The 25,978-nt window shown below is 64.4% G+C and carries 20 protein-coding genes; 1 reads left to right on the top strand and 19 read right to left on the bottom strand.

Annotated features, from left to right (window positions below):
- Positions 1–82 precede the first annotated feature (82 nt).
- The 19 genes from Q6A48_RS19790 to Q6A48_RS19700 all read right to left on the bottom strand — a co-directional run bounded on the left by Q6A48_RS19790 (position 83) and on the right by Q6A48_RS19700 (position 24,747).
- The gene (locus Q6A48_RS19790) at positions 83–1,558 is read right to left on the bottom strand and encodes an efflux transporter outer membrane subunit (RefSeq protein WP_304555927.1); all 1,476 of its coding nucleotides are present in this window, start codon (positions 1,556–1,558) and stop codon (positions 83–85) included.
- On the bottom strand, positions 1,555–4,659 hold the full coding sequence (locus tag Q6A48_RS19785; RefSeq protein ID WP_304555926.1) for an efflux RND transporter permease subunit: 3,105 nt from the start codon (positions 4,657–4,659) through the stop codon (positions 1,555–1,557). The genes Q6A48_RS19790 and Q6A48_RS19785 overlap by 4 nt, the downstream gene beginning before the upstream one ends.
- Positions 4,660–4,816: 157 nt before the next feature.
- Positions 4,817–7,912, bottom strand: a complete 3,096-nt coding sequence (locus tag Q6A48_RS19780) for an MdtB/MuxB family multidrug efflux RND transporter permease subunit (protein ID WP_304555925.1) — start codon at positions 7,910–7,912, stop codon at positions 4,817–4,819.
- Positions 7,909–9,225 carry an MdtA/MuxA family multidrug efflux RND transporter periplasmic adaptor subunit gene (locus Q6A48_RS19775; RefSeq protein WP_304555924.1) on the bottom strand — a complete coding sequence of 439 codons (1,317 nt, stop codon included), beginning with the start codon at positions 9,223–9,225 and terminating at the stop codon, positions 7,909–7,911. Before Q6A48_RS19775 ends, Q6A48_RS19780 begins: the two co-directional genes overlap by 4 nt.
- Positions 9,226–9,446: 221 nt before the next feature.
- Complete coding sequence (gene tpx, locus Q6A48_RS19770) at positions 9,447–9,947, bottom strand: thiol peroxidase (protein ID WP_304555923.1); 501 nt, start codon at positions 9,945–9,947, stop codon at positions 9,447–9,449.
- A gap of 104 nt (positions 9,948–10,051) precedes the next feature.
- Positions 10,052–10,723 carry a DUF3313 domain-containing protein gene (locus Q6A48_RS19765; protein ID WP_304555922.1) on the bottom strand — a complete coding sequence of 224 codons (672 nt, stop codon included), beginning with the start codon at positions 10,721–10,723 and terminating at the stop codon, positions 10,052–10,054.
- 246 nt (positions 10,724–10,969) lie between these two features.
- Positions 10,970–11,953: a LysR substrate-binding domain-containing protein gene (locus Q6A48_RS19760; RefSeq protein ID WP_304555921.1), complete on the bottom strand. Its 984-nt coding sequence runs from the start codon at positions 11,951–11,953 to the stop codon at positions 10,970–10,972.
- A gap of 122 nt (positions 11,954–12,075) precedes the next feature.
- The gene (locus tag Q6A48_RS19755) at positions 12,076–13,020 is read right to left on the bottom strand and encodes a peptidylprolyl isomerase (RefSeq protein ID WP_304555920.1); all 945 of its coding nucleotides are present in this window, start codon (positions 13,018–13,020) and stop codon (positions 12,076–12,078) included.
- Positions 13,017–13,496: a YbjN domain-containing protein gene (locus tag Q6A48_RS19750; protein WP_304555919.1), complete on the bottom strand. Its 480-nt coding sequence runs from the start codon at positions 13,494–13,496 to the stop codon at positions 13,017–13,019. The genes Q6A48_RS19755 and Q6A48_RS19750 overlap by 4 nt, the downstream gene beginning before the upstream one ends.
- Positions 13,497–13,519: 23 nt before the next feature.
- Positions 13,520–14,167, bottom strand: a complete 648-nt coding sequence (locus Q6A48_RS19745) for a DNA repair protein (protein ID WP_304555917.1) — start codon at positions 14,165–14,167, stop codon at positions 13,520–13,522.
- A gap of 15 nt (positions 14,168–14,182) precedes the next feature.
- Positions 14,183–15,874 carry a putative porin gene (locus tag Q6A48_RS19740; RefSeq protein WP_304555916.1) on the bottom strand — a complete coding sequence of 564 codons (1,692 nt, stop codon included), beginning with the start codon at positions 15,872–15,874 and terminating at the stop codon, positions 14,183–14,185.
- A 39-nt stretch (positions 15,875–15,913) separates the two neighbouring features.
- Positions 15,914–16,618, bottom strand: a complete 705-nt coding sequence (locus tag Q6A48_RS19735; protein WP_304555915.1) for an energy transducer TonB family protein — start codon at positions 16,616–16,618, stop codon at positions 15,914–15,916.
- A 2-nt stretch (positions 16,619–16,620) separates the two neighbouring features.
- A complete protein-coding gene (locus tag Q6A48_RS19730; RefSeq protein ID WP_092348164.1) occupies positions 16,621–17,046 on the bottom strand; it encodes an ExbD/TolR family protein in 426 nt (141 codons plus the stop codon).
- Between the two features lie 10 nt (positions 17,047–17,056).
- Entirely contained in the window at positions 17,057–18,856 is a 1,800-nt protein-coding gene (locus tag Q6A48_RS19725; protein WP_304555913.1) for a DUF2341 domain-containing protein, read from the bottom strand.
- Positions 18,857–18,873: 17 nt separating this feature from the next.
- The gene (locus Q6A48_RS19720) at positions 18,874–20,478 is read right to left on the bottom strand and encodes a ShlB/FhaC/HecB family hemolysin secretion/activation protein (protein WP_304555950.1); all 1,605 of its coding nucleotides are present in this window, start codon (positions 20,476–20,478) and stop codon (positions 18,874–18,876) included.
- A gap of 26 nt (positions 20,479–20,504) precedes the next feature.
- The gene (locus Q6A48_RS26145; protein WP_369811718.1) at positions 20,505–21,107 is read right to left on the bottom strand and encodes a transposase; all 603 of its coding nucleotides are present in this window, start codon (positions 21,105–21,107) and stop codon (positions 20,505–20,507) included.
- A 482-nt stretch (positions 21,108–21,589) separates the two neighbouring features.
- Positions 21,590–22,387 carry a transglutaminase family protein gene (locus Q6A48_RS19710; RefSeq protein WP_304555912.1) on the bottom strand — a complete coding sequence of 266 codons (798 nt, stop codon included), beginning with the start codon at positions 22,385–22,387 and terminating at the stop codon, positions 21,590–21,592.
- Positions 22,384–23,334, bottom strand: a complete 951-nt coding sequence (locus Q6A48_RS19705) for an alpha-E domain-containing protein (RefSeq protein WP_304555910.1) — start codon at positions 23,332–23,334, stop codon at positions 22,384–22,386. Before Q6A48_RS19705 ends, Q6A48_RS19710 begins: the two co-directional genes overlap by 4 nt.
- Before the next feature lie 3 nt (positions 23,335–23,337).
- Entirely contained in the window at positions 23,338–24,747 is a 1,410-nt protein-coding gene (locus Q6A48_RS19700) for a circularly permuted type 2 ATP-grasp protein (protein WP_304555909.1), read from the bottom strand.
- Between the two features lie 632 nt (positions 24,748–25,379).
- Between Q6A48_RS19700 and Q6A48_RS19695 the strand changes: the two genes are divergently transcribed.
- Positions 25,380–25,970 (top strand): amino acid synthesis family protein, encoded by a 591-nt coding sequence (locus Q6A48_RS19695; protein ID WP_304555908.1) that lies wholly within the window; start codon positions 25,380–25,382, stop codon positions 25,968–25,970.
- The last annotated feature ends 8 nt before the right edge of the window (positions 25,971–25,978 follow it).

The raw sequence follows: 25,978 nt of genomic DNA, 5'->3' as shown, positions 1-25,978 counted from the left end.
CGGTGTGTCAGCAGGATGAGGGGGCGCTTCGCACCCCGGCGGGGATGAATCCCCTCGCCACAGAGGCCTGCTCCGCTCTGGCTTATTCATCTATTTTCAGTTGCCCATCCCACCCGCCACCCAGCGCGGCGATCAACTGCACGCTGGCGATCAATCGGCTCTGCTGCAGGCTCAGCACGCTGCGTTCATTACTCAAGGCCGTGGCCTGGACGGTCACCACGTCCAGGTACGCGATCAACCCGGCCTTGTACTGGTTCTGGGTCAGGCGCAGGGACTCGCGGGCGGCTTCGAGGGCTTCCTGGCGCACACGCGCCTCGTCTTCCAGGACCTTGAGCTGGATCATGTAGTTTTCCACTTCACGAAAGCCATCGAGCACGGTCTGACGGTAGGTGGCGACGGTCTGGTCGTAGGCGGCGATACTGCGGTCGACTTCCGCCGAACGCTGGCCGCCGTCGAACAGGGTCATGGCCAGTTGCGGCCCGACCGACCAGAAACGGTTCGGCACGCTGACCCAGTTGTCATAGGTACTGCTGCTGTAGCCACCGCTGAGGCTCAAGGTCAGGTCCGGGTAATAGGCAGCCTTGGCCACGCCGATGTTGACGTTGGCCGCCATCACCGAGCGCTCGGCCGAGGCGATGTCCGGCCGGCGTTCGAGCAGTTGCGAGGGCAGCGCCACCGGGATCCGTGGCAACTGCGGGACGTCCTGGGTCTCGGCCAGGTTGAACTCGGCCGGCGGCAAGCCCATCAGCACGGCAATGGCGTTTTCGAACTGGGCCCGCTGCCAGATCAGGTCGATCAGGTCACCCTGGGTGGTCTTGAGCTGGTTCTGCGCCTGGGCCACCGCGTCCTTGCCGGACACCCCCGCGCGGTACTGGTTTTCGGTCATTTTCAGCGAGCGCTGGTAGTTGTCGACGGTGCTCTGCAGCAAGCGCTTCTGTTGATCGATCACCCGCAGTTGCAGGTAATTCTGCACCAGCTCCGACTGTTGGCTCAGGCGCATCGCGGCCAGGTCGGCAAAACTGGCCTGGGCGCTCGCTTCATCGGCTTCCAGGGTCCGCCGCAGCTTGCCCCAGACGTCTGCCTCCCAACTGACACCGGCCTGGGCGTTGTAGGTGTCGCGAATGCCGCTGGAGGAACTGCTCAGGCTCGAACTGCTGCTGCCGGTGCCCTGGCTGGAGCGGGTCTTGCCCACGGTCAGGTCCACGCTCGGGAAAAACGCCCCCCGGGCACTGCGCACCAGCGCTTGGGCCTGGCGGTACTGGGCTTCGGCCTGGGCCACGGTCTGGTTGGAGGTGTTGAGCTTTTCCACCAGGCCGTTGAGCTGCGTGTCGCCGTACAACTCCCACCAGGCGCCTCGGGCCAATGCATCGCCGGGATTGGCCTGGCGCCAGCCCTCGGCCTGCTTGTACTGCGCGGGAGCGGCGGCCGACGGGCGCTGGTAGTCCGGGCCGATGGCGCAGGCGCTGAGCATCGCCACGCACAGCGCCAGGCTCAGTCCCCGTGAACCACGGGCGGTCGCCAACACGGCGGCAAGAGGGAAAGGCGAACGTTCGGTCATAGCGGGGTTTCCAGGGCAGCATCGGTGCGCACGCCGCGCCAGCGATTGAAGCGATGGCGCAACTTGTCGAGATAGAGGTACACCACCGGCGTGGTGTAGAGGGTCAGTACCTGGCTGAACACCAGCCCGCCGATGATGGTCAGGCCCAGCGGCTGGCGCATTTCCGCGCCTTCGGCACTGCCGAGCAACAGCGGCAAGGCGCCCAGGATCGCCGCCAACGTGGTCATCAGAATCGGCCGCAGGCGCAGCAGGCAGGCACTGCGGATCGATTCGAGCGGCGACTGGCCGCCGCGCTCCAATTGCAGCGCCAGGTCGATCATCAGGATCGCGTTTTTCTTCACCACCCCAATCAGCAGGAACAGTCCCAGTAGCGAAATCAGGCTGAACTCGCTGCCCAGCGCATAGATCGACAGCAAGGCGCCGACCCCGGCCGACGGCAGCGTAGAGAGGATGGTCAGCGGGTGGATGTAGCTTTCGTACAGCACGCCCAACACCAGGTAGACCGCCAGCAACGCCCCGAGGATCATGAACGGCTGGCTCTTCTGGGTGGCCGCGAACGCATCGGCGGTGCCGGCCATTTTCGCAATGACGTCCTCGGGCATCCCGAGCTTGGCAATGGCCCGTTCGATGGCCGCGCTGCCCTGCTCCACCGTCACGCCTTCAGCCATGTCGAATGAAATGCTCTCGGAGGCGAATTGGCCTTCATGGCTGACGCGGTCGTCCTCCAGGCTGTTTTCGTAATGGGCGATGGTCGACAGCGGTACCCGCGCGCCGTCGGCGGTAATCACCTGGACCTGTTCGAGGGTGCTCGGGTCCTGGGCATACTTGGGGTTGACCTCCATTACCACCTGGTACTGGTTGAGGCTGTCGTAGATGGTGGAAATCTGCCGCTGGCTGTAGGCGTTGTTCAGCACCGCAGTGACAATGTTCATGTCGATGCCCAGCCGCTTGGCCTGGTCGCGGTCCACCACCAGCGTCACTTGTTGCGCCCCGCCACCGTCGCGGGCGTCGATGGCGGTCAGCTCCGGCAGGGCTCGGAACGCCGCCGTGACCTTCGGATACCACTCGCGCAGTGACGCCAGGTCGGCGCTTTGCAGGATGTAGGAGTATTGCGAGGTGGTCTGCTCGCGCCCGCCACCAAACTGCAAGTCCTGGTCCGCCATCAACATGAGCTGGGCGCCAGGGACCTTGGGCATTTCCTTGCGCAGGCGCTCGATGACTTTCTGCGCGGAAATCCCGCGGTCCTTGATAGGCTTGAGGCGCACCAGCATGAAGGCATTGTTGGTGCCGTTGTTGCCACCGATGAAGCCGGCGACGCTCTGCACCGCGTCATCCTTGAGCACCGCACGCCGGAAGATCTCCATCTTCGGTTGCATCACGTTGAACGACAGCCCGTCGTCGCCGCGCACGAAGCCGATCAGTTGACCGGTGTCCTGTTGCGGCATGAAGGTCTTTGGCACCACGACGTACAACGCCACGTTCACGCCGATGGTCACCAACAGGCTGAGCAAGGTCAGGCGGCGATGGCGCAAGACCCAATCCAGGCTGGTGGCGTAACCGCGGACCATCCGCTCGTTGAGCCGCTGGCTCCAACGCTGCAAGCGGTTCTCCTGCCCGGGCACGTGCGGCTTGAGCCAACGGGCGCAGAGCATTGGCGTGAGGGTCAGCGACACCACCAGCGAGACCACGATGGACGCCGCCAGGGTGATGGAAAACTCGCGGAACAGGCTCTCGATGATCCCGCCCATGAACAGGATCGACAGGAACACCGCCACCAGGGAGACGTTCATCGACAGCAAGGTAAAGCCGACTTCCCTGGCCCCCAGGTACGCGGCCTCCATCGGCGCCACGCCCTCGTCGATGTGCCGGGAAATGTTCTCCAGCACCACGATGGCATCGTCCACCACCAGCCCGGTGGCCAGGATCAGCGCCATCAGCGACAGGTTGTTCAACGAAAAGCCGTACAGGTACATCACCGCGAACGTGCCCACCAGCGACACCGGCACCGCCAGGGTCGGGATCAACGAGGCGCGGAAGTTGCCCAGGAACAGGAACACCACCATGACCACCAGGGCCACCGCGATCAGCAAGGTCATTTCCGCTTCATGCAGGGTGGCCTTGATCACTGGCGAGCGGTCCATCGCCAGGTTCAGCTTGACGCTGGCCGGCAGCACGGCCTGCAACGCTGGCAACTGGGCCTTGATCTCGTTGACCGTCTCGATGATGTTGGCCCCGGCCTGCCGGTTGATCACCAGCAGCACCGCGGCGTCGTCGTTGAAGAAACCACTGTTGTAGCGGTCCTCGACGCTGTCGGTGACTTTCGCCACGTCCTTGAGGCGCAGCACCGAGCCATCCTGGTAACGGATGATCAGCGTTTCGTAGTCCTTGGCTTTTTCCAGTTGGTCGTTGGCCTGGACCTGCCACATTCGCTGGTCGTCTTCCACCGACCCCTTGGGCCGGCGCACGTTGCTATTGGCAATCGCGGTGCGCACGTCGTCCAAGGCCACGCCATACTGGTCGAGCGACTTGGGCTCCAGTTCGATGCGCACCGCCGGCAGGGAACTGCCGCCGATCTGCACTTCGCCGACGCCTGATACCTGGGACAGGCTCTGGGACAGGATGGTCGAGGCCAGGTCATAGAGCTGGCCTTTCTCCAGCACATCGGAGGTCAGCGACAGCACCATGATCGGCGCCTGGGACGGGTTGACCTTCTTGTAGGTGGGCATGCTGCGCATGCCGCTGGGCAACAGGTTGCGCGAAGCGTTGATGGCGGCCTGCACTTCCCGGGCCGCGCCGTTGATGTCGCGGTCCAGGTCGAATTGCAGGATGACGCGGGTCGAACCCTGGCTGGACCGGCTGCTCATGGTGTTGACCCCGGCAATGGCGCCGAAGGATCGTTCCAAGGGCGTTGCCACCGTCGACGCCATCACTTCCGGGCTGGCCCCGGGCAGGCTGGCCTGGACGACAATCACCGGGAAATCCATCTGCGGCAGCGGCGAAACCGGCAACAGGCCGAAGCACACGCCGCCGAGCAGCGTGATGGCGAAACTCAGGAGCATGGTCGCCACCGGGCGCCTGATGAACGGGCCGGAGAGGTTCATTGGCCGCGGCTCCAGATTGCGGACGAAAAACCAAGGGCGACATTTGGGCGCTTGTGGCGAGGGGATTTATCCCCGCTTGAGTGCGCAGCACTCACCAAAGGGGCCGCTGCGCAGCCCAGCGGGGATAAATCCCCTCGCCACAAGAGAAGCGCCTGGCTCATACCGACACCTCCTTCCCGTCCGCCCTGGCAAACCGACGGCCCAGCCGGTCGAAGTACAGGTAGATCACCGGCGTGGTGAACAACGTCAGGACCTGGCTCACCAGCAGCCCGCCCACCATCACCAAACCCAGGGGCTGGCGCAATTCCGCGCCGGAGCCGGTGGCGAGCATCAGCGGCACCGCACCGAACAATGCCGCCAGGGTGGTCATCAGGATCGGCCGGAAACGCAGCAGCGCGGCCTGGTAGATCGCCGTCTGCGGGTCCACGCCCTGGTTGCGTTCGGCATCGAGGGCGAAGTCGATCATCATGATCGCGTTCTTCTTGACGATGCCGATCAGCAGGATGATGCCGATGATCGCGATCATGCCCAGGTCGTTGCCGGTGAGGATCAGGGCCAGCAAGGCGCCAATCGCCGCCGAGGGCAACGTGGACAGGATGGTGATCGGGTGGATGTAGCTCTCGTACAGCACGCCAAGGACGATGTACATGGTCACCACCGCCGCCAGGATCAGCAGCAAGGTACTCGACAACGAGGCCTGGAACGCCTGGGCCGCGCCCTGGAACTCGGTCTGTACGCCCAGCGGCATGCCGATGTCGTGCTGGACCTTTTCGATCACCTCCACCGCGTGCCCGAGGGCCACGCCGGGGGCGAGGTTGAAAGACATCATCACCGCCGGGAACTGGCCGATGTGGGCAATCGCCAGTTGCGCCTGGCGCTCCTCGACCCGGGCCAGGCTCGACAACCGCACTTGCCCGCCATCGGTGGTCTTGACGTGGATCTGGTCCAGCGCCTGGGGCCCGATGCGCTCGCCGGCCTGGGCCTGCAACACCACGCGGTACTGGCTGGCCTGGGTATAGATGGTCGAGATCTGGCGCTGGCCGAAGGCGTCATATAGCGCATCGGTGATGTTCGACACCGACACGCCCAGGCGTGACGCGGCATCGCGGTCGATCACCAGGTAGACCTGGAGGCCCTTGTCCTGCAGATCGCTGGCAACGTCGGTCAACTCCGGCTGGCTGGCCAGGGCTTCGACCAGCCGCCCGCTCCAGAGGCTGAGCAACTCGGCGTCCGGCGACGACAGGCTGAACTGGTACTGGGTGCGGCTGACCCGGTCCTCGATGGTCAGGTCCTGCACCGGCTGCATGAACAGGCGGATGCCCACCAGGCGATCCAGCTGCGGCTGCAAGCGGGCAATGATCGCCGTGGCACTGTCATCCCGTTCGCCGTGCGGCTTGAGGTTGATCAACAGGCGGCCGCTGTTGAGGGTGGCGTTGTCACCGTCCACGCCGATGTAGGACGACAGGCTTTCCACCGCCGGATCAGCGAGGATCACCTTGGCCAGTTGCTGCTGGCGTTCGCTCATGGCGGCGAACGAGATCGATTGCGGCGCTTCGGAGATGCCCTGGATCACCCCGGTGTCCTGCACCGGGAAAAAGCCCTTGGGCACGGCCAGGTACAGGACCACCGTCAATACCAGGCTGCCCACCGCCACCAGCAGGGTCAGCGGCTGGTGCTTGAGCACCCACTGCAACCGGCGCCCGTAGCCTTCGATCAACCAGTCGATCCAGGCCCCGCTGGCGCGGTAGAAACGACCTTGCTCGTGCTCCTTGGGTTCGCGCTTGAGCAGGCGCGCGCACATCATCGGCGTCAGTGTCAGGGACACCACCAGGGAAATCAGGATGGCCACCGCCAGGGTGATGGCGAACTCACGGAACAACCGCCCTACCACATCCGCCATGAACAGCAGCGGGATCAACACGGCAATCAGTGACAGGGTCAGCGACACCAGGGTGAAGCCGATCTGCTTCGCGCCCTTGAGCGCGGCCTGCAGCGGACTGTCGCCCTCCTCGATGTAACGGGCGATGTTCTCCAGCATGACGATGGCGTCGTCCACCACGAAACCGGTAGCGATGGTCAGGGCCATCAGCGTCAGGTTGTTGATGGAGAAACCCGCCAGGTACATCACGCCGAATGTCCCGATCAACGACAGCGGCACCGCCACCGACGGGATAATGGTGGCGCTGACACGGCGCAGGAACAGGAACGTCACCATGACCACCAGGGCAATGGCGATCAGCAGTTCATGTTGCACGTCGGTGACCGAGGCGCGGATGGTCTGGGTGCGGTCGGTGAGCACGGTGACGTCGAGGCCGGCCGGCAGGTTGTCGGTGATGCTCGGCAGCAAGGCCTTGATCCGGTCCACCACCTCGATGACGTTGGCCCCTGGCTGGCGCTGGATGTTCAGCAGCACGGCCTGGTTTTCGTTGGCCCAGGCGGCAAGACGCTCGTTCTCGGCACCGTCGACGATCTGCGCCACGTCCTTGAGCCGCAACGGCGCGCCATTGGCGTAGGCCAGGATCAACTCGGCGTAGTCCTTGGGCGAGGTCAGCTGATCGTTGGCGTCGAGCATCGAGACCCGCGTCGGCCCATCGAAGTTGCCCTTGGGCTGGTTGACGTTGGAAGCACCGATCAGCGTGCGTACATCCGCCAGGTTCAGGCCATTGGCCGCCAGCGCCTCGGGGTTGACCTTGATCCGCACCGCCTGGCGCTGGCCACCGGCGATGGTCACCATGCCGACCCCGCTGATCTGGGCGATCTTCTGCGCCATGCGGGTGTCCACCAGGTCATTGAGCTTGGGCAGCAGCATGGTCTTGGAGGTAATCGCCAGGGTCAGCACCGGGGTGTCCGCCGGGTTGACCTTGTTGTACACCGGCGGCGCCGGGAGGTCGTTGGGCAACAGGTTGGTGGCCGCGTTGATCGCCGCCTGCACCTGTTGCTCGGCGACGTCCATGTTGATCTCGAGATTGAAGCGCAGGGTGATCACCGACGCGCCACCGGAGCTGGTGGACGCCATCTGCGTCAACCCCGGCATTTGCCCGAACTGCCGTTCCAGGGGCGCGGTCACCGCACTGGTCATCACATCGGGGCTCGCGCCCGGGTACAGGGTCATCACGCGGATGGTCGGGTAATCGACCTGGGGCAGCGCCGACACCGGCAGCAGCCGATAGGCGATCAGGCCGGCCAGGACGATGGCGAGCATGCTCAGGGTCGTGGCGACCGGGCGCAGGATGAACAGCCGCGAGAGATTCATGCGCCGCCCTTTTTCGCCTTGTCGGCCGCTGCCGGTTCAGCCGGCGCGGCCGCAGTCTTGCCTTGCAAGTGTTCGGTTGGCGAGGTCGGCACGTCCTGGCTGTCGTTGACCACTTCCACCTCGCTGCCTTCCTTCAGGCGGTCGGTGCCTTCCAGGACCACCCGATCGCCGGCGGCCAGGCCTTCGAGGACCACGGTGTTCTGGCCGTCGCTGGCACCGATCTTGAGCGTCTTGAGGGTGACTTTCCTGTCGCCCTCCAGGGCATAGACGAAGGTGCCGTTGGTGCCGAACTGGATGGCCGCCGTCGGTGCCAGGATCACGCCCTTGAGGGTGTCGGCCAGCAGGCGCACATTGACAAACTGGTTGGGGAACAGCGACTGGTCGCGGTTATCGTAGCGAGCCTTGAACTTCAGGGTGCCGGTGGTCACGTCGATCTGGTTGTCCAGGCTTTGCAGGACACCTTGGGCCTGGAGTTTCTCGTCGCCACGGTCCCACGCCTCGACCGGCAGTTTCGCACCGCTGTGGTAGCGGGCCAGCACGGTTTCGAGGCTGTTTTCCGGCAGGGTGAATACCACGCTGATCGGCTGGGTCTGGGTGATCACCGCCAGGGCCGTGGTGTCGTTTGCCGCCACCAGGTTGCCAATGTCCAACTGGCGCAAGCCGACGCGCCCGGAGATCGGCGCACGGATCTTGGTGAACTCCAGGTTGAGCTTGGCATCGTTGACGGCGGCCTGGTTGGTCTTCACCGTGCCCTGGTACTGGCCGACCAGCGCAGCGGCGGTGTCCAGGGTCTGCTTGGCGATGCTGTCCTCGGCGTACAGCCCGCGATAGCGTTCCAGGTCCACCTGGGCATTCTTCAACTGCGCCTGGTTCTGCAACAGCGTGCCTTCGGCCTGGAGCAGTGCATTCTGGTACGGCCGCGGGTCGATCTCGGCCAACAGGTCGCCGGCCTTGACCATCTGCCCTTCTTCAAAGGCGATCTTGACCAGTTCCCCGCCCACCCGGCTGCGCACATTGATGGTGTTGAGCGCCGTGACCGTGCCCAGCGCCTTGTAGTACAACGGGAAGTCGCCGGTGACCGCCGGGGCCACCCGGACCGGGATCGGCCCCGACGCGCCGCCGAAGCCAGGCCGCATGCCACCGGAGCGTCCCATGTGCCCCGCCGTGGCTTTCTGCCCTGCCCCAGGCTTTTGGGCCGTGCTGGCGGGCCAGAACTTCCAGGCCAGCAACGCGACGACCAGGACGATGAGCAAGCCGAACAGCCAGCGACGGGAACGACGGGAAACAGAGGATTGCATGGAGTGATCAACCATTGGGCGCGTGGGCTTCTTCTACGGGAGGCTGAACGATAAGCACTGGACGGTATTTAGCAAAGCGGCTTTACCGGCAATTTACCTTGGGCTTACGTATCGTCAAATCGGCTAAAGCCTTGAAGTACAAATAAAAACGGCCCGGGTGGGACCCTGGCCGTCGAAATTGTAATAAATGATCTATCCGCACAGCGGATTGCAGGTCACTTATCGCTTTCAGGGCATTACTTCAGGGCGCTGAGCGCCGCGTCGTAGTTCGGCTCTTCGGCGATTTCCTTGACCAGCTCGCTGTGCAGCACGGTGTCGTTCTCGTCCAGCACGACGACGGCACGGGCGGTCAGGCCCTTGAGCGGACCATCGGCAATGGCTACGCCATAGTTCTGGATGAACTCGGCGCCGCGCAGGGTCGACAGGCTCTGGACGTTATCCAGGCCTTCGGCACCGCAGAAACGCGCCTGGGCGAACGGCAGGTCGGCGGAGATGCACAGCACCACGGTGTTGTTCAGCTCGTTGGCCTGGGCGTTGAACTTGCGCACGGAGGTGGCGCAGGTCGGCGTGTCGACGCTTGGGAAAATGTTCAGCACCTTGCGCTTGCCGGCGAAGCTCGCCAGGGTAACGTCGGACAGATTGCCGGCCACCAGGGAAAAGGCTGGCGCCTTGGAGCCGGCTTGGGGCAGTTGGCCGTTGACTTGAACCGGATTGCCTTTGAGCGTGACTTGAGCCATGAACGGATTCCTTCTGACAGGTTTGAAAAGGTCGAGGCCGGAGTTAACCATGAAATGCGGCCGCGACCTATGCCTGGACGGAAAAAGTCATGGCGCGGGCGCCGCTACTTGGCCTTGAGTTTCAGGAACGACTGGTGCATGTCCATTGCCCAGCCATCGATGACCCCTTTGACATCATCCACCTTCATCACCTGGGAATCATTGGCCAACGGCTTGCCCGTGCCCTTGCGCACCACCTGGGCGACCACGGCATTGTTGCCCCCGTCGAGGAACACCGCCTCGGTGCCCAGGGTGGTTTCCTGGTCACGGATGCCGCTGGCCGTGCTGACCGCCGCCGCCACCAGGGCAATCGGCACCACTTCATAGGGCTTCAGGCCCTCGGTCTTGCTGCCTACGGCGGTAATGGCCGCGCGCATCACCAACACCCCGGGGCCCGGGCTCTTGGCCAATGGCAGGGACTTCCCCGCTTCGCGCATGAGCGCCTGATCGTAATAAGCGGTGATGCCGGACAGGGTGGCCTGGGGAATCCTGGCGGTCGGTTGTGGCTTGGGATACAACTGCGTCGGTTCGATATAGAGGCTGGTGTACTTGCTCGGGTCGATCTTCGGATCGATCCAGCGCATCACCTCGGCGCCCGAGGGTGACTTGTCTTCCTTGAGCCGGCTGTAATCGCCCAGGAAGCCGGAGTACTCGTCCGGCTGGGTGACCTTGCTGGAGCAACCCACCAAGGCGAGCGAGGCAATGCATACGGTGCCAATCATCGATGCGAACTTCATGCGATCACTCCTTTAATCCACCCGGGGCCGGGTTTGAACTAAAGGTATAGACAATGCCTGGGGTTTTGCCTGTTTCATGAAGGGCTTCAGGGGGATTCAGTACGGCTGCGCCTACCTCCCTCAAACCCACTGTGTGAGCGAGCCCGCTCGCGATTGCGGTGTGTCAGGCAGCGCAGGTTGGATGGGCCGGCGCCTTCGCGAGCAGGCTCGCTCCCACAAGTGCGGACTGGGGTGGGTGCGCGTGGCTTATGTCTGGAACCAGTCCCCGCGTTCGTCCAGGGTATGGCGGATCAGTTCGACGAACATCTGCACCTGTGCCGAGGCTTGGGCTTCGGCGTTGATGGCCATCCACACATCGCGCTGCATCGGCGGGCCGAAGATGCCTGGCAGGGCCACCAGGCCGCGGTCGAAACGGCTCATGTACTGGGGCAGCAAGCCGATGCAGGCGCTGCAACGGATCATCTCCAGCATCAGTTCATAGGATTGCACCTGCACCACGCCCGCCGGGCGCTGCTCCAACAGGTTGTTCCAGGGCGCGAAGCTGTCCACTTGCCGGTCCGCCAGCCACTGCACCAGCATGTAGTCGTTGAGGTCGTCCAGGCACGCCGGACGCGTGGCCGGCCGTGAATAACGCTTGGCCATGTGCGGCACGTAGTCCAGGCGCGCCAGCCGCTGCGCCGGCAATGTGGCGAAGCTTGGGCCCGGCACCGCGGCCGGGGTATCGCTGAGCCACAGCACCAGGTCGGCGCTGACCGCTTGCAGTGCCAGGTCGCTGTCCAGGGTGATGATCTGCAAGCGGACGCTGGCATTGCGGCGCAACAGCGCGATCAGGTCGCGCCCGAGGATGTCATGCAGGATCGATTCGGCCACCGCCAGGCGAATCAGCGGCTGGTCATTCAGCGGCGCCGCCCCTTCGTGAGCCAGGGCAATCAGCCGCGCTTGCAGTTGCCGGCCTTCGCGGCTGAGGGCCAAGGCACTGCCCTGGTAGCTGAACAGCGAACGTTGCAAGCGCCCCTCCAACTGCGCCAGTTGCTTGCGCAACCAGGTCGCCTTGACGTTGAGGCTGCGCGCCGCTTGCATGAAGCAGCCGCAGCGCGCACTGACCAGGAAGCACTGCGCCACCTGGGGCTCGATGCTCGCGGCCAAGGCCAGCCACGGCTCGGGGGCACGCATCGGCGTGCGGTAAGGGGGGATGGCAGCCTGGCGTCCTGCTGGCTCGATGAAGGTCATGGGTGACTCCCTGTCGTTGTTTGAATACGTGGGGCCGCGCAGGGGGTCCACACCCGGCGCAGCGCCCCTTGCCACCGATCAATCCTCTTGTCGCAACGGTGTCCACGGCCAAAAGAACCGGGTTAAAGCCCCTCCTCCAGGACCTTGCTCAACTGCGCGCCGTCAATGCTCAACGTCGCGGTGTCGAGCATGCCGTCCAGGTAGGCCTTGGCGATCTGTTCCTGGCGCTGGGCACGCAAGGCCTGGGTCAACCGTTCGCGGACTTCGTCCAGGGTCGCTTGCCGGGCCGGTTGCTGCTCAGTCAGCTTGATCACATGGAAGCCCGCCGCGCTCTGCACCGGATCGGACACGGCGCCCACTTTCAAACGCGCCACCGTCTCGCGGACCGGCGGCACGAACTGCTGCAGCGGCTGGTAGCCACTGTCGCCGCCCCGCTCGGCGCTGCTACGATCCTGGGAATAACGGCCGGCCAGGGCGGCAAACTCGGCCGGCGATGCCTGGGCCTTCTTGCTCAGTTCCAGGGCTTGCCGGCGCACCGCCTCAACCGTTTGCGGTTCGGTCGCGGCGAGAAATATCTGGCTGACGCGATACAACGGCGGCGCGGTCCAGTTGGCCTTGCCGGCGTCGTAGGCCTGCTTCAACTCGTCTTCGCTGGGGTACCCGGCGGGCACTTGGCTGACTGATTGCAGGTAGTCTCGAAAGACGATTTGCTCGGTGGCCGCCCGGGTCTGGCGCTCCACCTCCGGACGCTGGCGCCAGCCTTGCGCATCGGCCTGCTCCAGCACGGCCTTTTCCGCCAGGCGTGCACGGATCCAGCCTTCCAGGGCGGCGCGGTTGCCGCGCATCTGCTGGCGCACCTCGGGGGCCAGCGCGGCCAGCAAGGACTTGAGTTCCTCCGGGCTGACTTGCTGGTTGCCCAGCCGGGCCAGGCTCGGCGCCTCGGGCGTCACCACGCTGACGGCCTGCACCGCCGCCACCGGATCATTTCCCGGCCGCAGGCCCAGGGCCACCGCCACGGCGACCAGGCCCAGCGCCGCGGCACTGATGACGAAGGTCGGCTTCTTCACGATGCGACGGCCTCTTGCGAACGGGCCTCGTCGGGCTCGACCTGGCCGTGCAGGCGCGCGGCGTTCTGGCTGTATTCGCGCAGGTAGACGATGAACTCCTGCAACAGGCGGTCCCACAGTTCCAACTGGCTGCGCAGGTGATCGGCGCTCACCCCGGCCGCCACCACCACATCCATTTCCATCACCAGGAACTCACCCTGCACCGACAACCGGGCGAAGCGCCGCGAGGCGTTCCACAGCTCCGCCAGCCCGGCCGGCAACTCGCCCTGCACGCGCAAGGCACAGCTGAAGGTGAAGTCCAGGTACTCGCCGGAGGTAGGCGTCGGATTGCCGAAACGCACGGCATAACCGATGCCCTGGCTGGCGCTGAGCAACTGCACGATGCCGTTCTGCTCGGTTTCGTTGACCCGGTAGCCGGCCGCTTGCAGCAGCTCGGTCAGGGAGGAGACGGAAACCTGTTCAATCATTGCGCTCATGGTCGGTTCTTCCTTGTTCTGCTTCAGTGGGTGATCGAGGCCTGGGGCGCATCGAAACGGTTCTTGTAGAGATCATCGCCAAACCCCTGGGCCAGCTCTTCGAAACGCACCCGGGCCTGGGCCGCGAACGGCTGGCGGATTTTCATCACGTCGGCCACGTCGATGGTTTCGTAGGCGTGGAGCAGCGATTTGGCGACTTCGTACATCTGTTGATTCTTGACCGAACATTGCTGCACTTGTGTGTCACGCTCGGTCAGTTGCGCCTCCAGGCGCGCCCGCTCGGCCTCCTTGCCACGGGCGAGGGTCAACAGTTCGTCGTAGGCCTTCTTGAACTTGCCGACCTGCTCGTTGCTGGCGGCCACCTGGGCCTGGGCCTGGCTTTGCAGGCTCTGCTGGTGGCCGGCCAGTTGTTCGTTGAGGGCCTGGGCCTTGCCCAGTTGCGCGGTCAATTGCTTGATTTGCGCCTGGGCGTCCCGGGCCTGGTTCTCGGCCGCCTGGCGGGCGGCGCTGGCCTGGGCCTGCTCACTTTGCAGGGCCTGCAACTGCGCCGTGGTGCTGCGCAATTGCGCGCGCAAGCGTTCCTCCAGGCCTTCGCCGTGGGCACTGCCGTTGAGCAGCAGGCCTGCCAGCAGCAACGCCACCGGGGCGTGGTTCATGGCTCGCCGTTTCATGGGGCCTCCCAGCGCTTAGAAGCGCGTGTTGATTTCAAGCTGCAAGACATCGATGTCGTACGGCGCGCCGTACACCGCTTCGGAACTCAACCAGCGGCCAGTGGCGAAGACGTTGCTCGCCAGGCCATAGTTGCCGCCCAGGAAATAGCCCTTGGCGTTGGTGCCGCCCAAGTGGAACGACGAATCGTTGAAGCCGTCCGGCAAGGCATCCGGCTGGATGTACTTGTAGCCGGCGAACATGTTCCAGTCGCCCTGGCGCTTGAGCTCCAGGGAATTGCCCAGGGTGAACTGGAGCATCCAGGCATTGGCGCCGCTCTGCACTTCGCCATCGCTGTCCAGGTTGTTGGCGAACTGCCCGGCCGAGCGCTTGCGCATCTCGCCCTCGTCGTAGCCCAGGTTGTGGACGTAGTGGGCCTGGCTGCGCAGCTTCAGGTCGGCGGGCAGGTCGGTGTCCCAGGCGAGATTCAGGTCCAGCAGGTTGAATTCCGATGCCAGGCCGACGAATTGCGGCTGTGGCGTGGTGGCCGGGTTGAGGGGGTTGGGCGTGATGTCACGCAACAGGAACACGGTGTTGCCCTTTTGCATGAACGCCACGCGCGAACCGTCGCTGTCGCAACCAGGATCGCCGGCCCAGGGCTGGCAAGGGGATGAGCGCCGGCCTTCGATGTCGTCGAAGCGGTAGTAGGCCATCGCGGCCTTGATCCGGTTGCTGTCGTTGATCGCCCAGTTGGCCCCCAGTTGCGCGCCGTACAGCCATTTGTTGTCGCTCTCTTCCTTGTCGGAGCCGTTGCTGGTGCTGGTGTCGTTGGTGTACTCCACCGGGAACGCGCCGACGGTGCCGAACACGCCCCAGTCCTGGTTGAGCTTGCGGTTGAAGATCGCCGCCACGCCATCGAAGTTCAGGTCGCCGGAGTACAACAGGTCGGTGGAGAAGAACGGGTTGGCGAAGCGCCCGCCGGTGACGGTCAGTTCATCCGATGGCTTCCAGGTCAGGTAGCCCTGGTCGAGCCAGATGTCTTTCTTGCCGAAGCCGCCGCCCAGGGTCTGGGTGGTGGACACCGGGTTGTTGTCCGAGCCGGTGCCGATGCGGATGCCAGCGGTCCACTCCGGGGCGATCACCGCCTTCATGCCCAGGCGCGCTCGCAGGCGGAACAGGTTTTCCCGGTCTTCGCGGGTGTTGAGCAACGGCGGCAGGCCGGTGCTGCTGTTGGGGTTGACGTCATACGGCCCCTTGTCATTGAGCCGGGCGAAATCGACGATCTGGTTGCTGTTGGTCCCCGAGTAGTAGCGCGACTCGTCCCGCAGGCGAATGTCACCATCGAAACTGATCCGCGAGACCCAGTCCGGGAACGTGTTGGGCTGGGCCCAGTTTTCCTGCTTGGCGGTAGCCATGACTTCCGCCTTGACCTGGTCGCGGATCTGCTCGCGGACGATGTTCGGCACGTATTGCACGCGCACGTCCCCGGGCGCGCCAACCGGCGCCGCAGCCACCGCCGTGGCGGCCTGGCGGGCCTGCACCGCTTCCCGCTCGGCCTGGGCGATGAGCCCGTCGGCCTGATCCTGCTTCAACACGCCTTGCTGCACCAGCAGGCGGATCAGATTGATCGTGGCGTTCTCCGAAGGCGCCGGGGCGGCGACCACGTGCCCGGCCAGGCCCAGGACCACCAGGCCGACCGCCCACGACAATCGATTCACATTGGAAATCATCTGCACACAACTCCTGTTGGCGAACTTTGAAATAGTCGATTAACCCGGACGCCGTCCCTGCAGGGACAGGCGCACCGGCAATGTCAGGGAGGCCGGCGGCCGTTCACTCAAATGCGGGGCGGCACGCAGTGCGGAAAGCACTTGGTCGTCCACTTGCCGATTGCCGCTGGACTTGACCAGCTCGACCCGGGTGATCTCGCCCGCGGCGCTGAGCCAGACGTCGGCTTGCAGCGAAAACGCCAGGCTGCGCAGGTCGGGGTTCTCCCGCAGCAAGCGCTGGAAGGTGAAGGCCAGGAACTGGCTATAGGTGCCATTGCCCAGCCGGCCACCGCCCGCTCCCGCCATGCCGCCGCCCTTGCCCGCGCCGATGTTGAACGCGTCGTTGCCGGACTGGGCGTCGCCGTCCATTTGCATGGGGTTTGCCAGGTCATCCACCGGTGACGGCGGTGCTTCTTCCTCGGGCTTGACCTCCTCGGGTTCCGGGGTCGGCTCGGGCTCGACCACTTTTTCCTCGACCTTGGGCTCCGGCTCCTTGGGTTTTTCCGGAGGCGGTGGCGGCGGTGGCGGCAGCGGGATGATGGTCGGCACCTTCGGCGCTTCGCGACGCACGCCGCTCATGTCATTGGCCCACTGCCACAGCAGCCAGGCCGCCACGCCAGCCAGCAGCAGGCCCACGGCCCACTTGAGCAGGCGCAGCGGCGAGCTCTTCACCGGCGGTGGGTTGATGGGAAGTTTCGCGGTCATGGTCAGCCCTGGCTCGGTTTGCCGGTCACGAGACCGACCTGGGACAGTTCCAGCCGCCGCAGCAGATCGAGCACCTCGATGACTTTCTGGTACTGCACCGTGGCGTCACCGCGCACGATGATCGGGAAGTCCGGGTTCTGGGCTTTCTCGATGCGCAGGCGCTCTTCCAGCTCGGCCAGCGTCACCGGGTAGGCGTCGAGGAACACCTGACCGCCGTCGTTCACCGAAATCGCCTTGGTCTTGGCCTCCGACAACGACACCGAGGCGCTGGCCTTGGGCAAGTTGATCTGGATCCCCGACACCTGCGCCGTGGCAGTGAGGATGAACATCACCAGCACCACCATGAGCACGTCCACCAACGGCGTGATGTTGATGCTGTCCACTGCCGCGTCATCGTCGTCATCGTGTGAAGCATTTACGCTAGCCATCGCGATTTCCTCAGGCCGGTACGAACGATTGGGCGTGGTGGTCACGGCGATGGGCCGATTCGCCGGCCTGGCCTTCACCGTGCATTTCCGCCAGGCGGGTGATGAACTCGTCGACGAACACGCGCATGTCGGCACTGACTTCCTTGTTGCGGGTGATCAGGCGGTTGTAGCCGAACAACGCCGGGATCGCGACGAATAGGCCCATGGCGGTGGCGAGCAAGGCGGCGGCCATGCCCGGGGCAATGGCGTTGATGTTCACGTCACCGGCCATCGCCGTGCCGAGGAACACCACCATGATCCCCAGCACGGTGCCGAGTAGGCCGATGTAGGGGCCGCCGGCAATGGCGTTGGACAGGGTCGAGAGTTTCGAACTCAGCAGCTGGTTTTCCCGGGTCCGCACGCCATCCATGGAGCAGCGGATCGCCTCGATGGTCGCGGCCGATACCGACGAGGTGTCGGCGCCCTGCTCGCGGCGGGTGCGGATTTCCTTGACGGCCACCAGGTACAGGCGCCACAGCGACGAATGTTGCAGGCGCTGGGCCAGGTCCTGGTCGTCGGCGAACATTTCCAGGCGCGTGCCGATCCGGGCGAATTGCTCGCGAAAGGCCTGGTTGGCCGCACTGAGACGGCTGACCATGCGGTTCTTGCGGATCATGATGATCCACGACTGGAACATCATCAGCACCAGCACGCCGATGATCACCCAGGCGTCCAGCGGCACGGCGTTCAACAGGAACCCCAGGCTGCCGAAACCGAAGCCGGACTGTTCTTCATCGACGCCATAGGCAACCAGCTTCGACTCGGCGCCCTGGGCGTTCGCGTCGGCCAGCAACAGCGGTGCCGGCCGAGCGACCTTGGACAGCCGTGCTTCGTCCATCGCCCCGCTGAACGGGGCAAAGGCACCGGCCGAGACATCGGCGCCCAGCGCGATGGGCGAATTGAACGCCGGCATCGCCACCGCGAGGCTCGCGCTTTCGCGGCCGTTGACGTACAGCACCACGCGGTCTCCCGAGGCGGTCAGGGCCAGGTGTTGCCATTGGCCAGGGTTCAGCGATTGGGTCGAGACTGCCCGCTGGCCGTCGATCGCCACGAACGGAACGCCCTGGTTCACCCCCACCAGCAAGCTGGCGGCGGCTTCGTGGCGGGCGAGGATGATTTGTTCGCCGCCGGCCTGGTCCTGGCGCAGCCAGGTGCTGAACGTGAACGCCGCGCCGGCATTGTGTTGCAACGAAGGACTGGCCGGCAGCAACAGCGGCTGGCCGCCGAACTGCAGGGCACGGCCGATCACGCCATCGATGCTGGTGCCGGTCGCGCCCTGGGCATTGTTGCCGTAGGCCGTGGTGTCCCGGGGCGGCACGCCGGTGGCGCCGTCGAAGTGGTACAGCGCGGTGTAGTCCGGGTCGAACGTCAACTGGCCGCTGCCCGTGGCCGGGGCCTTCTGGTTGCCGTAGTACATCCACAGGTCCTGGCGCTGCCCGCCCTCCACACTCGGCACATCGACCCAGATCAGCGCCATGCCCATCAGCGGATCGAAGCTTTCGATCTGGTGGTTGAGCACGGTCTTGTCATCGGCGCTGACGAAACGCAAGTCCGAGCCATCGTCCTTGACGCCGTCGAAGGTGAAATTGCCGGTGTGCAGGCGCACCAGCAGCGCCGTGCGTCCCAGGGCCTGGGCGATGCCGGCGCCCTGGGGCGTGGTGTCCACGGAAATCTGTTTGCGGTAGTGCCAATCGTCCTGCCACCAGGCATTGGCGGTCGCCGGAAGCACCAGCCCCAGGCAGATAAACACGGATAACAATAAGCGTTGCATGGACATGACTCCTGGGTTCAAAACGTCGCTTGCAGGTTGAAATGCAGGCGCGATTCCTGTTTCGAGGTGTTCGGCCCGTCGAGCAGCGCAAAGCCCCAGTCGAGGCTGCCGGACAGCCATTTGCTCAGGCTTGCCCGGGTGCCGAGGCCGACGCTGGCCAACGCGTAGTCGGCGTCCTGGTCGGGCAACTCGTCACGCAGGTACAACTGCGCGCCTTCGGCGAAGGCATAGAAACGCCACTCCTGGACATAGCTGCCGAGGAACTTGGCCAGGGACGGTGTGCGCAGCTCCTGGGACAACAGGTAGCCGTCGTCGGCGGTGCGTTCGGCCGCCAGGTAACCGCGTATCGACGTGGCACCACCGGCGGAGAATTGCTCATTGGAAACCAGCGGACCGGAGGCCAGCTGGAAGGCCGCTTTCGAGGCGCTCTGCCAGTCGTTGCCGAAGGTGAAGGTGTAGTTGCCGTCGCCCTTGAGCACGGCGAAGCTGGGGCTGGCGCGATAGCGCTTGTAGTCGAATTCCTCATCGGAACTGCCGTAGCCCAGCAGGCTGCGCGTACCGGCCACCAGGCTCAGGCCGAGCCCCAGCTGGCTGCTTTCGGTGTAGCGCAGGCCGTTGTAGGCGAAGGTGAATGGCGCGTACTTGAGCGGCGCCTTGTCGCTCGCACCGCCCAGGTTCAGCTCTTCATCGAAGTCCTTGAAGTCCACGCCAACGGAGAACGTGTTGGCCCAGGCAGCGCTCGACGGCAGGCTGTAGATCGCCGAGACGCCGTAGGAATGGCCCTTGCCCAGCACGTTGCTGCCGCCCACGGTCGCCACGTTGCTGTCGGACTGATAGCCGGAGAACTGCACGCTCCAGCGTTCGTTCAACGGCGCCGTGTAGGAGCCCGACCAGACCTTGGCGTTTTCGGTGTCCTGGGGCGCGGTGAAAAAGGTCAGCGAAACGCTGTGGCCCAGTTGCCAGAGGTTGTTGTAGCCGAGGCTGGCAACGGTGCGCAGCTTTTCCGTGTCGGCGCTGTAGTCGTTGTTCAGCCCGAGGCTGGCCTGCCACGGGTTCTGGTCCTCGACCTGCAAATCCACGTCCATGGTCCCGGGCCGCTGGCCTTCGCGCACCAGCGGCATGACCTGGCGACCCGGGGTCTTGTTCAACTTCGCCAGTTCTGCCTGGACCTGGGCGAAGTCAGGTACCTCGCCTTCCTTCAGGGCCGGCACGTCGTCGCGGATTTCCACGGGCGAATAATGCTTGGCCCCCACCACCCGCACGCGGCCGACCTTGGTCTCGCTGACTTGCAGGTAGACGATGCCGTCTTCGACTTTCTGCTCGGGCAACTCGACGAACACCGATTGGTAGCCGCGCGCCTGATAGACCTTCTGCAAGGCTTCGCGTGCGCCCTCGATGTCGCTCAAGGCCTTCTGGGGGCCGAGGAACGGATACACCGCCTCCTCGATGGCCCGGGCATCGAGCACGGTGTTGCCGCGCACGAAGTACTCGTTCACGTCCACCCGTCGCGTGGAGGCCGCCTCGGCGTCCTGCCCGCCTTCGGCCGCGAACGCCGACGGCCCGCCGACCGCCAGCAGCAACCAGCCCCACATCGCCGGTCGCGATTTGAAGAAATGCTCCACACCACCCCCTGAATTCAAGATACGGCTCAATTGCTGGCTGTCGATGTCGTGGCGTGCCGGGCCAGCCAGGTGTGCAGTAGCGCGAAGTTCAACGAGAACTCCGGCATTTGCAGCAAGGCGCCACAGAACACTTCACCGATGATTTTCTCGATGAGCCTGACTGCCCGCGCATCGCCCAGCAGCGTGGCGAGGTCTTTGCTCAAGACGTTGAAGCTCCAGACTTTCTGGTTCAGGTCGAGGCCGACGAACCAGCGGAACAGCAGGTTGTAGTTGAGTTGTTCGTAGAGTTGCTGCTCGCTGGGCACCGAATAGAGCAGTTGCAGCAAGAGGATGTGCATGGCGGTCTGCGGCGCGATGAGCATCTCGTCAGCGGCGTTGAGGCCCTGCAGCACGTCGCGGTGGTCGTCGAGCAGGTCGTCGATCTGCGGACGCAACAGGACCAGTGAATGGCCCTGCGGGATGTAGCTGGACACTTCCTTGAGCGCGCCCTGCCAGTCATCCTGGGAAACGATCCAGACCCACGGCGCGCCATAGCGATACACCGAGACCGGCTGCTTGCGCGCCGCCTCGACGATTTTCGACAGCCGCTGGTCGAGCTCCTGCATGCCCACTTTCGAATAACGTTCCATAGTCCCCATCGCCCTCACTCCCGGCTTCGCGCCCCGGCTCCAAACGACCCCAGGGGTCCCCTCGAACACGTCACACAGGCATGACGGGAATGGCGATGTGCTACCGAACTTTTGTCATGAAAGCTTCATTTGAGAGGGCATGAGGTAGCGCGCAAGCGGCCAGTGTTCACCCCACCAATCCCGTGGGAGCGGGCCTGCCCGCGAAAGCGGTGGATCAGTTGACGGGGACGTTGGATGGGCGGCCGTCTTCGCGAGCAAGCCCGCTCCCACAAAGATGCTCGGGTGTTCACCGATTCGGTATTCACCGCACCAATCCTGTGGGAGCGGGCCTGCCCGCGAAAGCGGTGGATCAGTTGGCGGGGATGTTGGATGGGCGGCCGTCTTCGCGAGCAGGCTCGCTCCCACAAGGATGCTCGGGTGTTCACCGATTCGGTATTCACCACACCAATCCTGTGGGAGCGGGCCTGCCCGCGAGCCCGCGGCTACTGGTGCTGGACCTGCACCATCGAGTTCACCTGCACCCGGGCCTGCATGTGTTCCGCCCCGCCGCCGCGGCGCATGCCGCGTACGGGGCAGGCGTCGAGGTAGTCCAGGCCGACGGCCAGTTTCAGGTGGCGGTCCGGGCGGACCAGGCGGTTGGTGATGTCGAAGCTGTACCAGCCGTCGCCCAGCCACGCCTCGGCCCAGGCGTGGCTGGCCAGGTGATGTTCATCGTCGGTGCACAGGTAGCCGGAGACGTAACGCGCCGGGATCCCCAGGCTGCGGGCGCAGGCCAGGAAGGCATGGGTATGGTCCTGGCAGACCCCTGCCCCGCCGGCGAACGCCTCGGCCGCCGTGCTGTTGACCGCCGTGGTACCGAGGCTGTAGGGCATTCGTGCCGCCAGCCCCTCCATCAAGTCGGCCAGCGCCGCCCGGTCGCGACGCCCTGCGCATTGCTCCAGGGCGAACGCGGCAAGCGCTTCGTCAGCAAGGGTGAGCCGGCTGGTGCGCAGGTACGGCAGCGGTGACTGCTCATCCGGTTCCTTCTCCACCGACGGATGGATTTCCACCTCGCCGAAAGCGCTCAGCACCAGGGCGCCGTGGGGTTCGTCCATGGTCATCACGTGCAGGATGTTGCCATAGGGGTCGATCTGGCTACGCACCAGGCGTGGCAGTTCCAGGTGCCACTCCAGGATGCGTTGGCGCGGGGTGTCCCGGGGCGTCAGGCGCAGGAACTGGATGCTGGTGCAGACTTCATCGGCGTAGCGATAGGTGGTGTCGTGGCGTATGGACAGTTTCATACGACCTCCAGGTAAGACTCGTGGACGGTCTGGCCCAAGTGGCGAACCTGTTCAATCAGGTCGGTGAGCCATTGATGCAGGCCCGACGCAAGGATCTCGTCGATCCCCGAATAGCGCAGGCGCGCATGCAACTCCGCCGCCAGGCGCTGGGCCGGCCTGCCGTTCTGGCCGGGCAAACTGGCGAGGATCTGGTCCAGCTCCTCGATACAGGCGAGCAGCGAGCGCGGCACGTCGGCGCGCAACAGCAGCATTTCCGACACCTGCTCGGCGTTGGGCGCATTACGGTAGATCTCGTTGAACGCCTCGAACGACGACAACGCTCGCAACAATGCGCTCCACTGGTAGTAGCCACGGGCGGAATTGTCGCTGACCTCCTCCGACTCCTCGCCGAACATCTCGTAGCGCGCATCCAGCAGGCGCAAGGTGTTGTCCGCCCGCTCGATAAAAGTGCCGAGGCGGATGAAGCGGTAGGCGTCGTTGCGCATGATGGTGCCCGACGTCGCGCCACGGAACAGGTGCGAGCGCTCCTTGACCCATTCGCAGAAGTGGCTGATGCCGTAGCGCCCCAGGCCGTTGCTGGCAATGTTGCGCATTTCCAGCCAGGTGGCATTGATGTTTTCCCACATGTCGGCGGTGATGCGCCCGCGCACCGCGTGGGCATTGGTCCGCGCCGCCCGCAGGCAACTGTAGATGCTGCCGGGGTTGGTTTCGTCCAGGGCGAAGAAATGCAGCATGTGTTCGCTGTTGAGCGCCTCATAGCGCGCGTTGTAATCGTCCAGCGTACCGGCGGCCAGCAACGACATGGCCAGTTCGGCATGCCCTTCGCCGCGCCCGGCCTGGGGCATCAGCGACAGCGAGTAACTGACTTCGAGCATGCGCGCCAGGTTCTCGGCGCGCTCCAGGTAGCGGGACATCCAGTAGAGGTCCGAAGCGGTTCTTGAAAGCATGTCCTAGTCCTCCACGACCCACGTGTCTTTGGTGCCGCCGCCCTGGGACGAATTCACCACCAACGAGCCTTCGCGCAGTGCCACCCGGGTCAAGCCGCCGGGCACCAGACGGGTTTCCTTGCCCGACAGCACGAACGGACGCAAGTCGATGTGCCGTGGCGCGATGCCGCTTTCGACGAAGGTCGGGCACGTGGACAGGCTCAGGGTCGGCTGGGCGATGTAGGCTTCGGGGCGGGCCTTGAGCCGGGCGCGAAAGTCTTCGATCTCCGCCGCCGTGGCGGCCGGGCCCACCAGCATGCCGTAGCCGCCGGACCCTTGGGTTTCCTTGACCACCAGGTCCGGCAGGTTGGCCAGTACATGGGACAGGTCCTGGGGCTTGCGGCATTGCCAGGTCGGTACGTTCTTCAGGATCGGCTCTTCGGTGAGGTAGAAACGGATCATCTCGTCGACATAGGGGTAGATCGACTTGTCATCGGCGACACCGGTGCCGACCGCATTCGCCAGCACCACATTACCGGCACGGTAGACAGCGATCAGCCCGGGCACGCCCAGCATCGAGTCGGGGTTGAACGACAGGGGGTCGAGGAACGCATCGTCCAGCCGGCGGTAAATCACATCCACCTGCTGGGGACCGGCGGTGGTGCGCATGTACACGTGGTCGTCACGCACGAACAGGTCGGCGCCCTCCACCAGCTCCACGCCCATCTCCCGGGCCAGGAACGCGTGCTCGAAATAGGCGCTGTTGAAGCGGCCCGGGGTCAGCACCACGGCGGTGGGGTTGTCCAGCGGGCTGGAACGCTTGAGGGTGTCGAGCAGCAGGTTCGGGTAATGATCGATGGGGGCCACGCGCTGGGCGGCGAACAGCTCGGGGAACAGGCGCATCATCATCTTGCGGTCTTCGAGCATGTAGCTCACGCCGCTGGGCGTGCGCAGGTTGTCTTCCAGCACGTAGTAACTGCCGTCGCCGTCGCGCACCAGGTCGACCCCGGCGATATGGGCATAAATGCCTCGGTGCAGGTCCAGGCCCTGCATCGCGATCTGGTAGCCCTCGTTGGCGAGCACCTGCTCGGGCGGGATGATGCCTTCCTTGAGGATGCGCTGGCCGTGGTAGATGTCGGCCAGGAACATGTTCAGGGCCTGGACCCGCTGGATGCAACCGCGCTCGACCGTCTGCCATTCGCTGGCCTTGATGCTGCGGGGAATGATGTCGAAGGGAATCAACCGCTCGGTGCCCTGCTCATCGCCGTAGAGGGTGAAGGTGATACCGGCCCGGTGGAACAACAGGTCGGCTTCGCGCCGGCGTTGTTCGAGCAGTTCGTGGGGCGTGTCCGCCAGCCAGCGTGAGAAGGCCTGGTAATGCGGGCGGCAGTCACCCTTGGCGTCGTACATTTCATCAAAAAAAGCGTGGGGCATAGCCAACTCCCAGCCGCGTTCTACACGGCATTTCTTATCACTGCGTCATTCCTATGGTTCGGCCTTGCCTGGTTTGATCAGCCCCTGTTTCTGCGAGTCCCTCCCATTGGCAGCGGTCTCTTGACTGGCCTTGCGTCTGGATGACGAGCGCCCCTTGGGTGAATCTGCGTGGCAATGGGTTCTCTTTGGTTGACTCCTCTGGTGGTGGCGTTCATGGATGAACCTTAGCAATCGCTGTGCCTTAAGCGGTCTTGGCGGGAAAAAACCGGCGCAAATGTTCGTTGAAGCGAAGTCATGGTGGGTATTGGCGAGCAACCCTCGGCCTGTGGGGGATGAAACGCCTGACGCCTGCGGTCCTCATGTGGCCTCGAACGGGTGGAAGCGGTGCAGCCCGGCGGCTAACCAGCGCTTGTTGCACCGAAAGGGGGAGATTTATTCCCCAGAGGATAGTCGGCCTTCGCCATTTGTGTGGCCACGAAGCCTGTTGTTACAGATTGCCAAGGGCCGAGTCGGCCCCGTCGATCCTCCTTCTGTCGCCCTGGCAAACATTCTGGAAGTGACCTATTGCGCTTACAGTATTATGGTATACCATCATACGCAAAGTCCTCCTTCATCCTCCCACGGAGCAGCTCATGAGTTTCGAAATTCGCAAGATCGTCAGCTACATCGAAGAAACCTTCATCGAAGGCGGCAAGGCCACCGACAAGCCGGTGACCATGGTCGGTTTGGCGGTGGTCATGAAGAACCCCTGGCTGGGCCGTGGGTTTGTCGAAGACTTGAAACCGGAGATTCGCGCCCACTGCTCCGACCTCGGCGCCCTGATGGTCGAGCGCCTGGTGGGCCTCATCGGCGGCGCACAAAAGATCCAAGCCTATGGCAAGGCCGCGGTGGTCGGCGCCGACGGCGAAATCGAACACGCCTCGGCCGTCATCCACACCCTGCGCTTCGGCAACCATTACCGTGAAGCGGTCAAGGCCAAGAGCTATTTGAGTTTCACCAACAAGCGCGGCGGGCCGGGCACTTCGATCCAGATCCCCATGATGCACAAGGACGACGAAGGCCTGCGCTCCCACTACATCACCCTGGAAATGCAGATCGAAGACGCCCCGCGCGCCGACGAAATCGTCGTGGTCCTGGGCTGCGCCGATGGCGGTCGCCTGCACCCGCGTATCGGCAACCGCTACATCGACCTGGAAGAACTGGCCGCCGAGAACGCGCAGTAATCCAGCCT

It is taken from the genome of Pseudomonas citrullilanati, assembly GCF_030580855.1.
GTDB lineage: Bacteria > Pseudomonadota > Gammaproteobacteria > Pseudomonadales > Pseudomonadaceae > Aquipseudomonas > Aquipseudomonas citrulli.
This window is presented reverse-complemented; position numbering and strand designations above follow the sequence as displayed.

What these genes read in the sequence shown, in the direction of transcription:
- Q6A48_RS19790 (WP_304555927.1), bottom strand. Translation starts at nt 1,558, where the DNA reads ATGACCGAACGTTCGCCTTTCCCTCTTGCCGCCGTGTTGGCGACCGCC.
- Q6A48_RS19785 (WP_304555926.1), bottom strand. Translation starts at nt 4,659, where the DNA reads ATGAACCTCTCCGGCCCGTTCATCAGGCGCCCGGTGGCGACCATGCTC.
- Q6A48_RS19780 (WP_304555925.1), bottom strand. Translation starts at nt 7,912, where the DNA reads ATGAATCTCTCGCGGCTGTTCATCCTGCGCCCGGTCGCCACGACCCTG.
- Q6A48_RS19775 (WP_304555924.1), bottom strand. Translation starts at nt 9,225, where the DNA reads ATGGTTGATCACTCCATGCAATCCTCTGTTTCCCGTCGTTCCCGTCGC.
- tpx (WP_304555923.1), bottom strand. Translation starts at nt 9,947, where the DNA reads ATGGCTCAAGTCACGCTCAAAGGCAATCCGGTTCAAGTCAACGGCCAA.
- Q6A48_RS19765 (WP_304555922.1), bottom strand. Translation starts at nt 10,723, where the DNA reads ATGAAGTTCGCATCGATGATTGGCACCGTATGCATTGCCTCGCTCGCC.
- Q6A48_RS19760 (WP_304555921.1), bottom strand. Translation starts at nt 11,953, where the DNA reads ATGACCTTCATCGAGCCAGCAGGACGCCAGGCTGCCATCCCCCCTTAC.
- Q6A48_RS19750 (WP_304555919.1), bottom strand. Translation starts at nt 13,496, where the DNA reads ATGAGCGCAATGATTGAACAGGTTTCCGTCTCCTCCCTGACCGAGCTG.
- Q6A48_RS19745 (WP_304555917.1), bottom strand. Translation starts at nt 14,167, where the DNA reads ATGAAACGGCGAGCCATGAACCACGCCCCGGTGGCGTTGCTGCTGGCA.
- Q6A48_RS19740 (WP_304555916.1), bottom strand. Translation starts at nt 15,874, where the DNA reads ATGATTTCCAATGTGAATCGATTGTCGTGGGCGGTCGGCCTGGTGGTC.
- Q6A48_RS19735 (WP_304555915.1), bottom strand. Translation starts at nt 16,618, where the DNA reads ATGACCGCGAAACTTCCCATCAACCCACCGCCGGTGAAGAGCTCGCCG.
- Q6A48_RS19730 (WP_092348164.1), bottom strand. Translation starts at nt 17,046, where the DNA reads ATGGCTAGCGTAAATGCTTCACACGATGACGACGATGACGCGGCAGTG.
- Q6A48_RS19725 (WP_304555913.1), bottom strand. Translation starts at nt 18,856, where the DNA reads ATGCAACGCTTATTGTTATCCGTGTTTATCTGCCTGGGGCTGGTGCTT.
- Q6A48_RS26145 (WP_369811718.1), bottom strand. Translation starts at nt 21,107, where the DNA reads ATGGAACGTTATTCGAAAGTGGGCATGCAGGAGCTCGACCAGCGGCTG.
- Q6A48_RS19710 (WP_304555912.1), bottom strand. Translation starts at nt 22,387, where the DNA reads ATGAAACTGTCCATACGCCACGACACCACCTATCGCTACGCCGATGAA.
- Q6A48_RS19705 (WP_304555910.1), bottom strand. Translation starts at nt 23,334, where the DNA reads ATGCTTTCAAGAACCGCTTCGGACCTCTACTGGATGTCCCGCTACCTG.
- Q6A48_RS19700 (WP_304555909.1), bottom strand. Translation starts at nt 24,747, where the DNA reads ATGCCCCACGCTTTTTTTGATGAAATGTACGACGCCAAGGGTGACTGC.
- Q6A48_RS19695 (WP_304555908.1), top strand. Translation starts at nt 25,380, where the DNA reads ATGAGTTTCGAAATTCGCAAGATCGTCAGCTACATCGAAGAAACCTTC.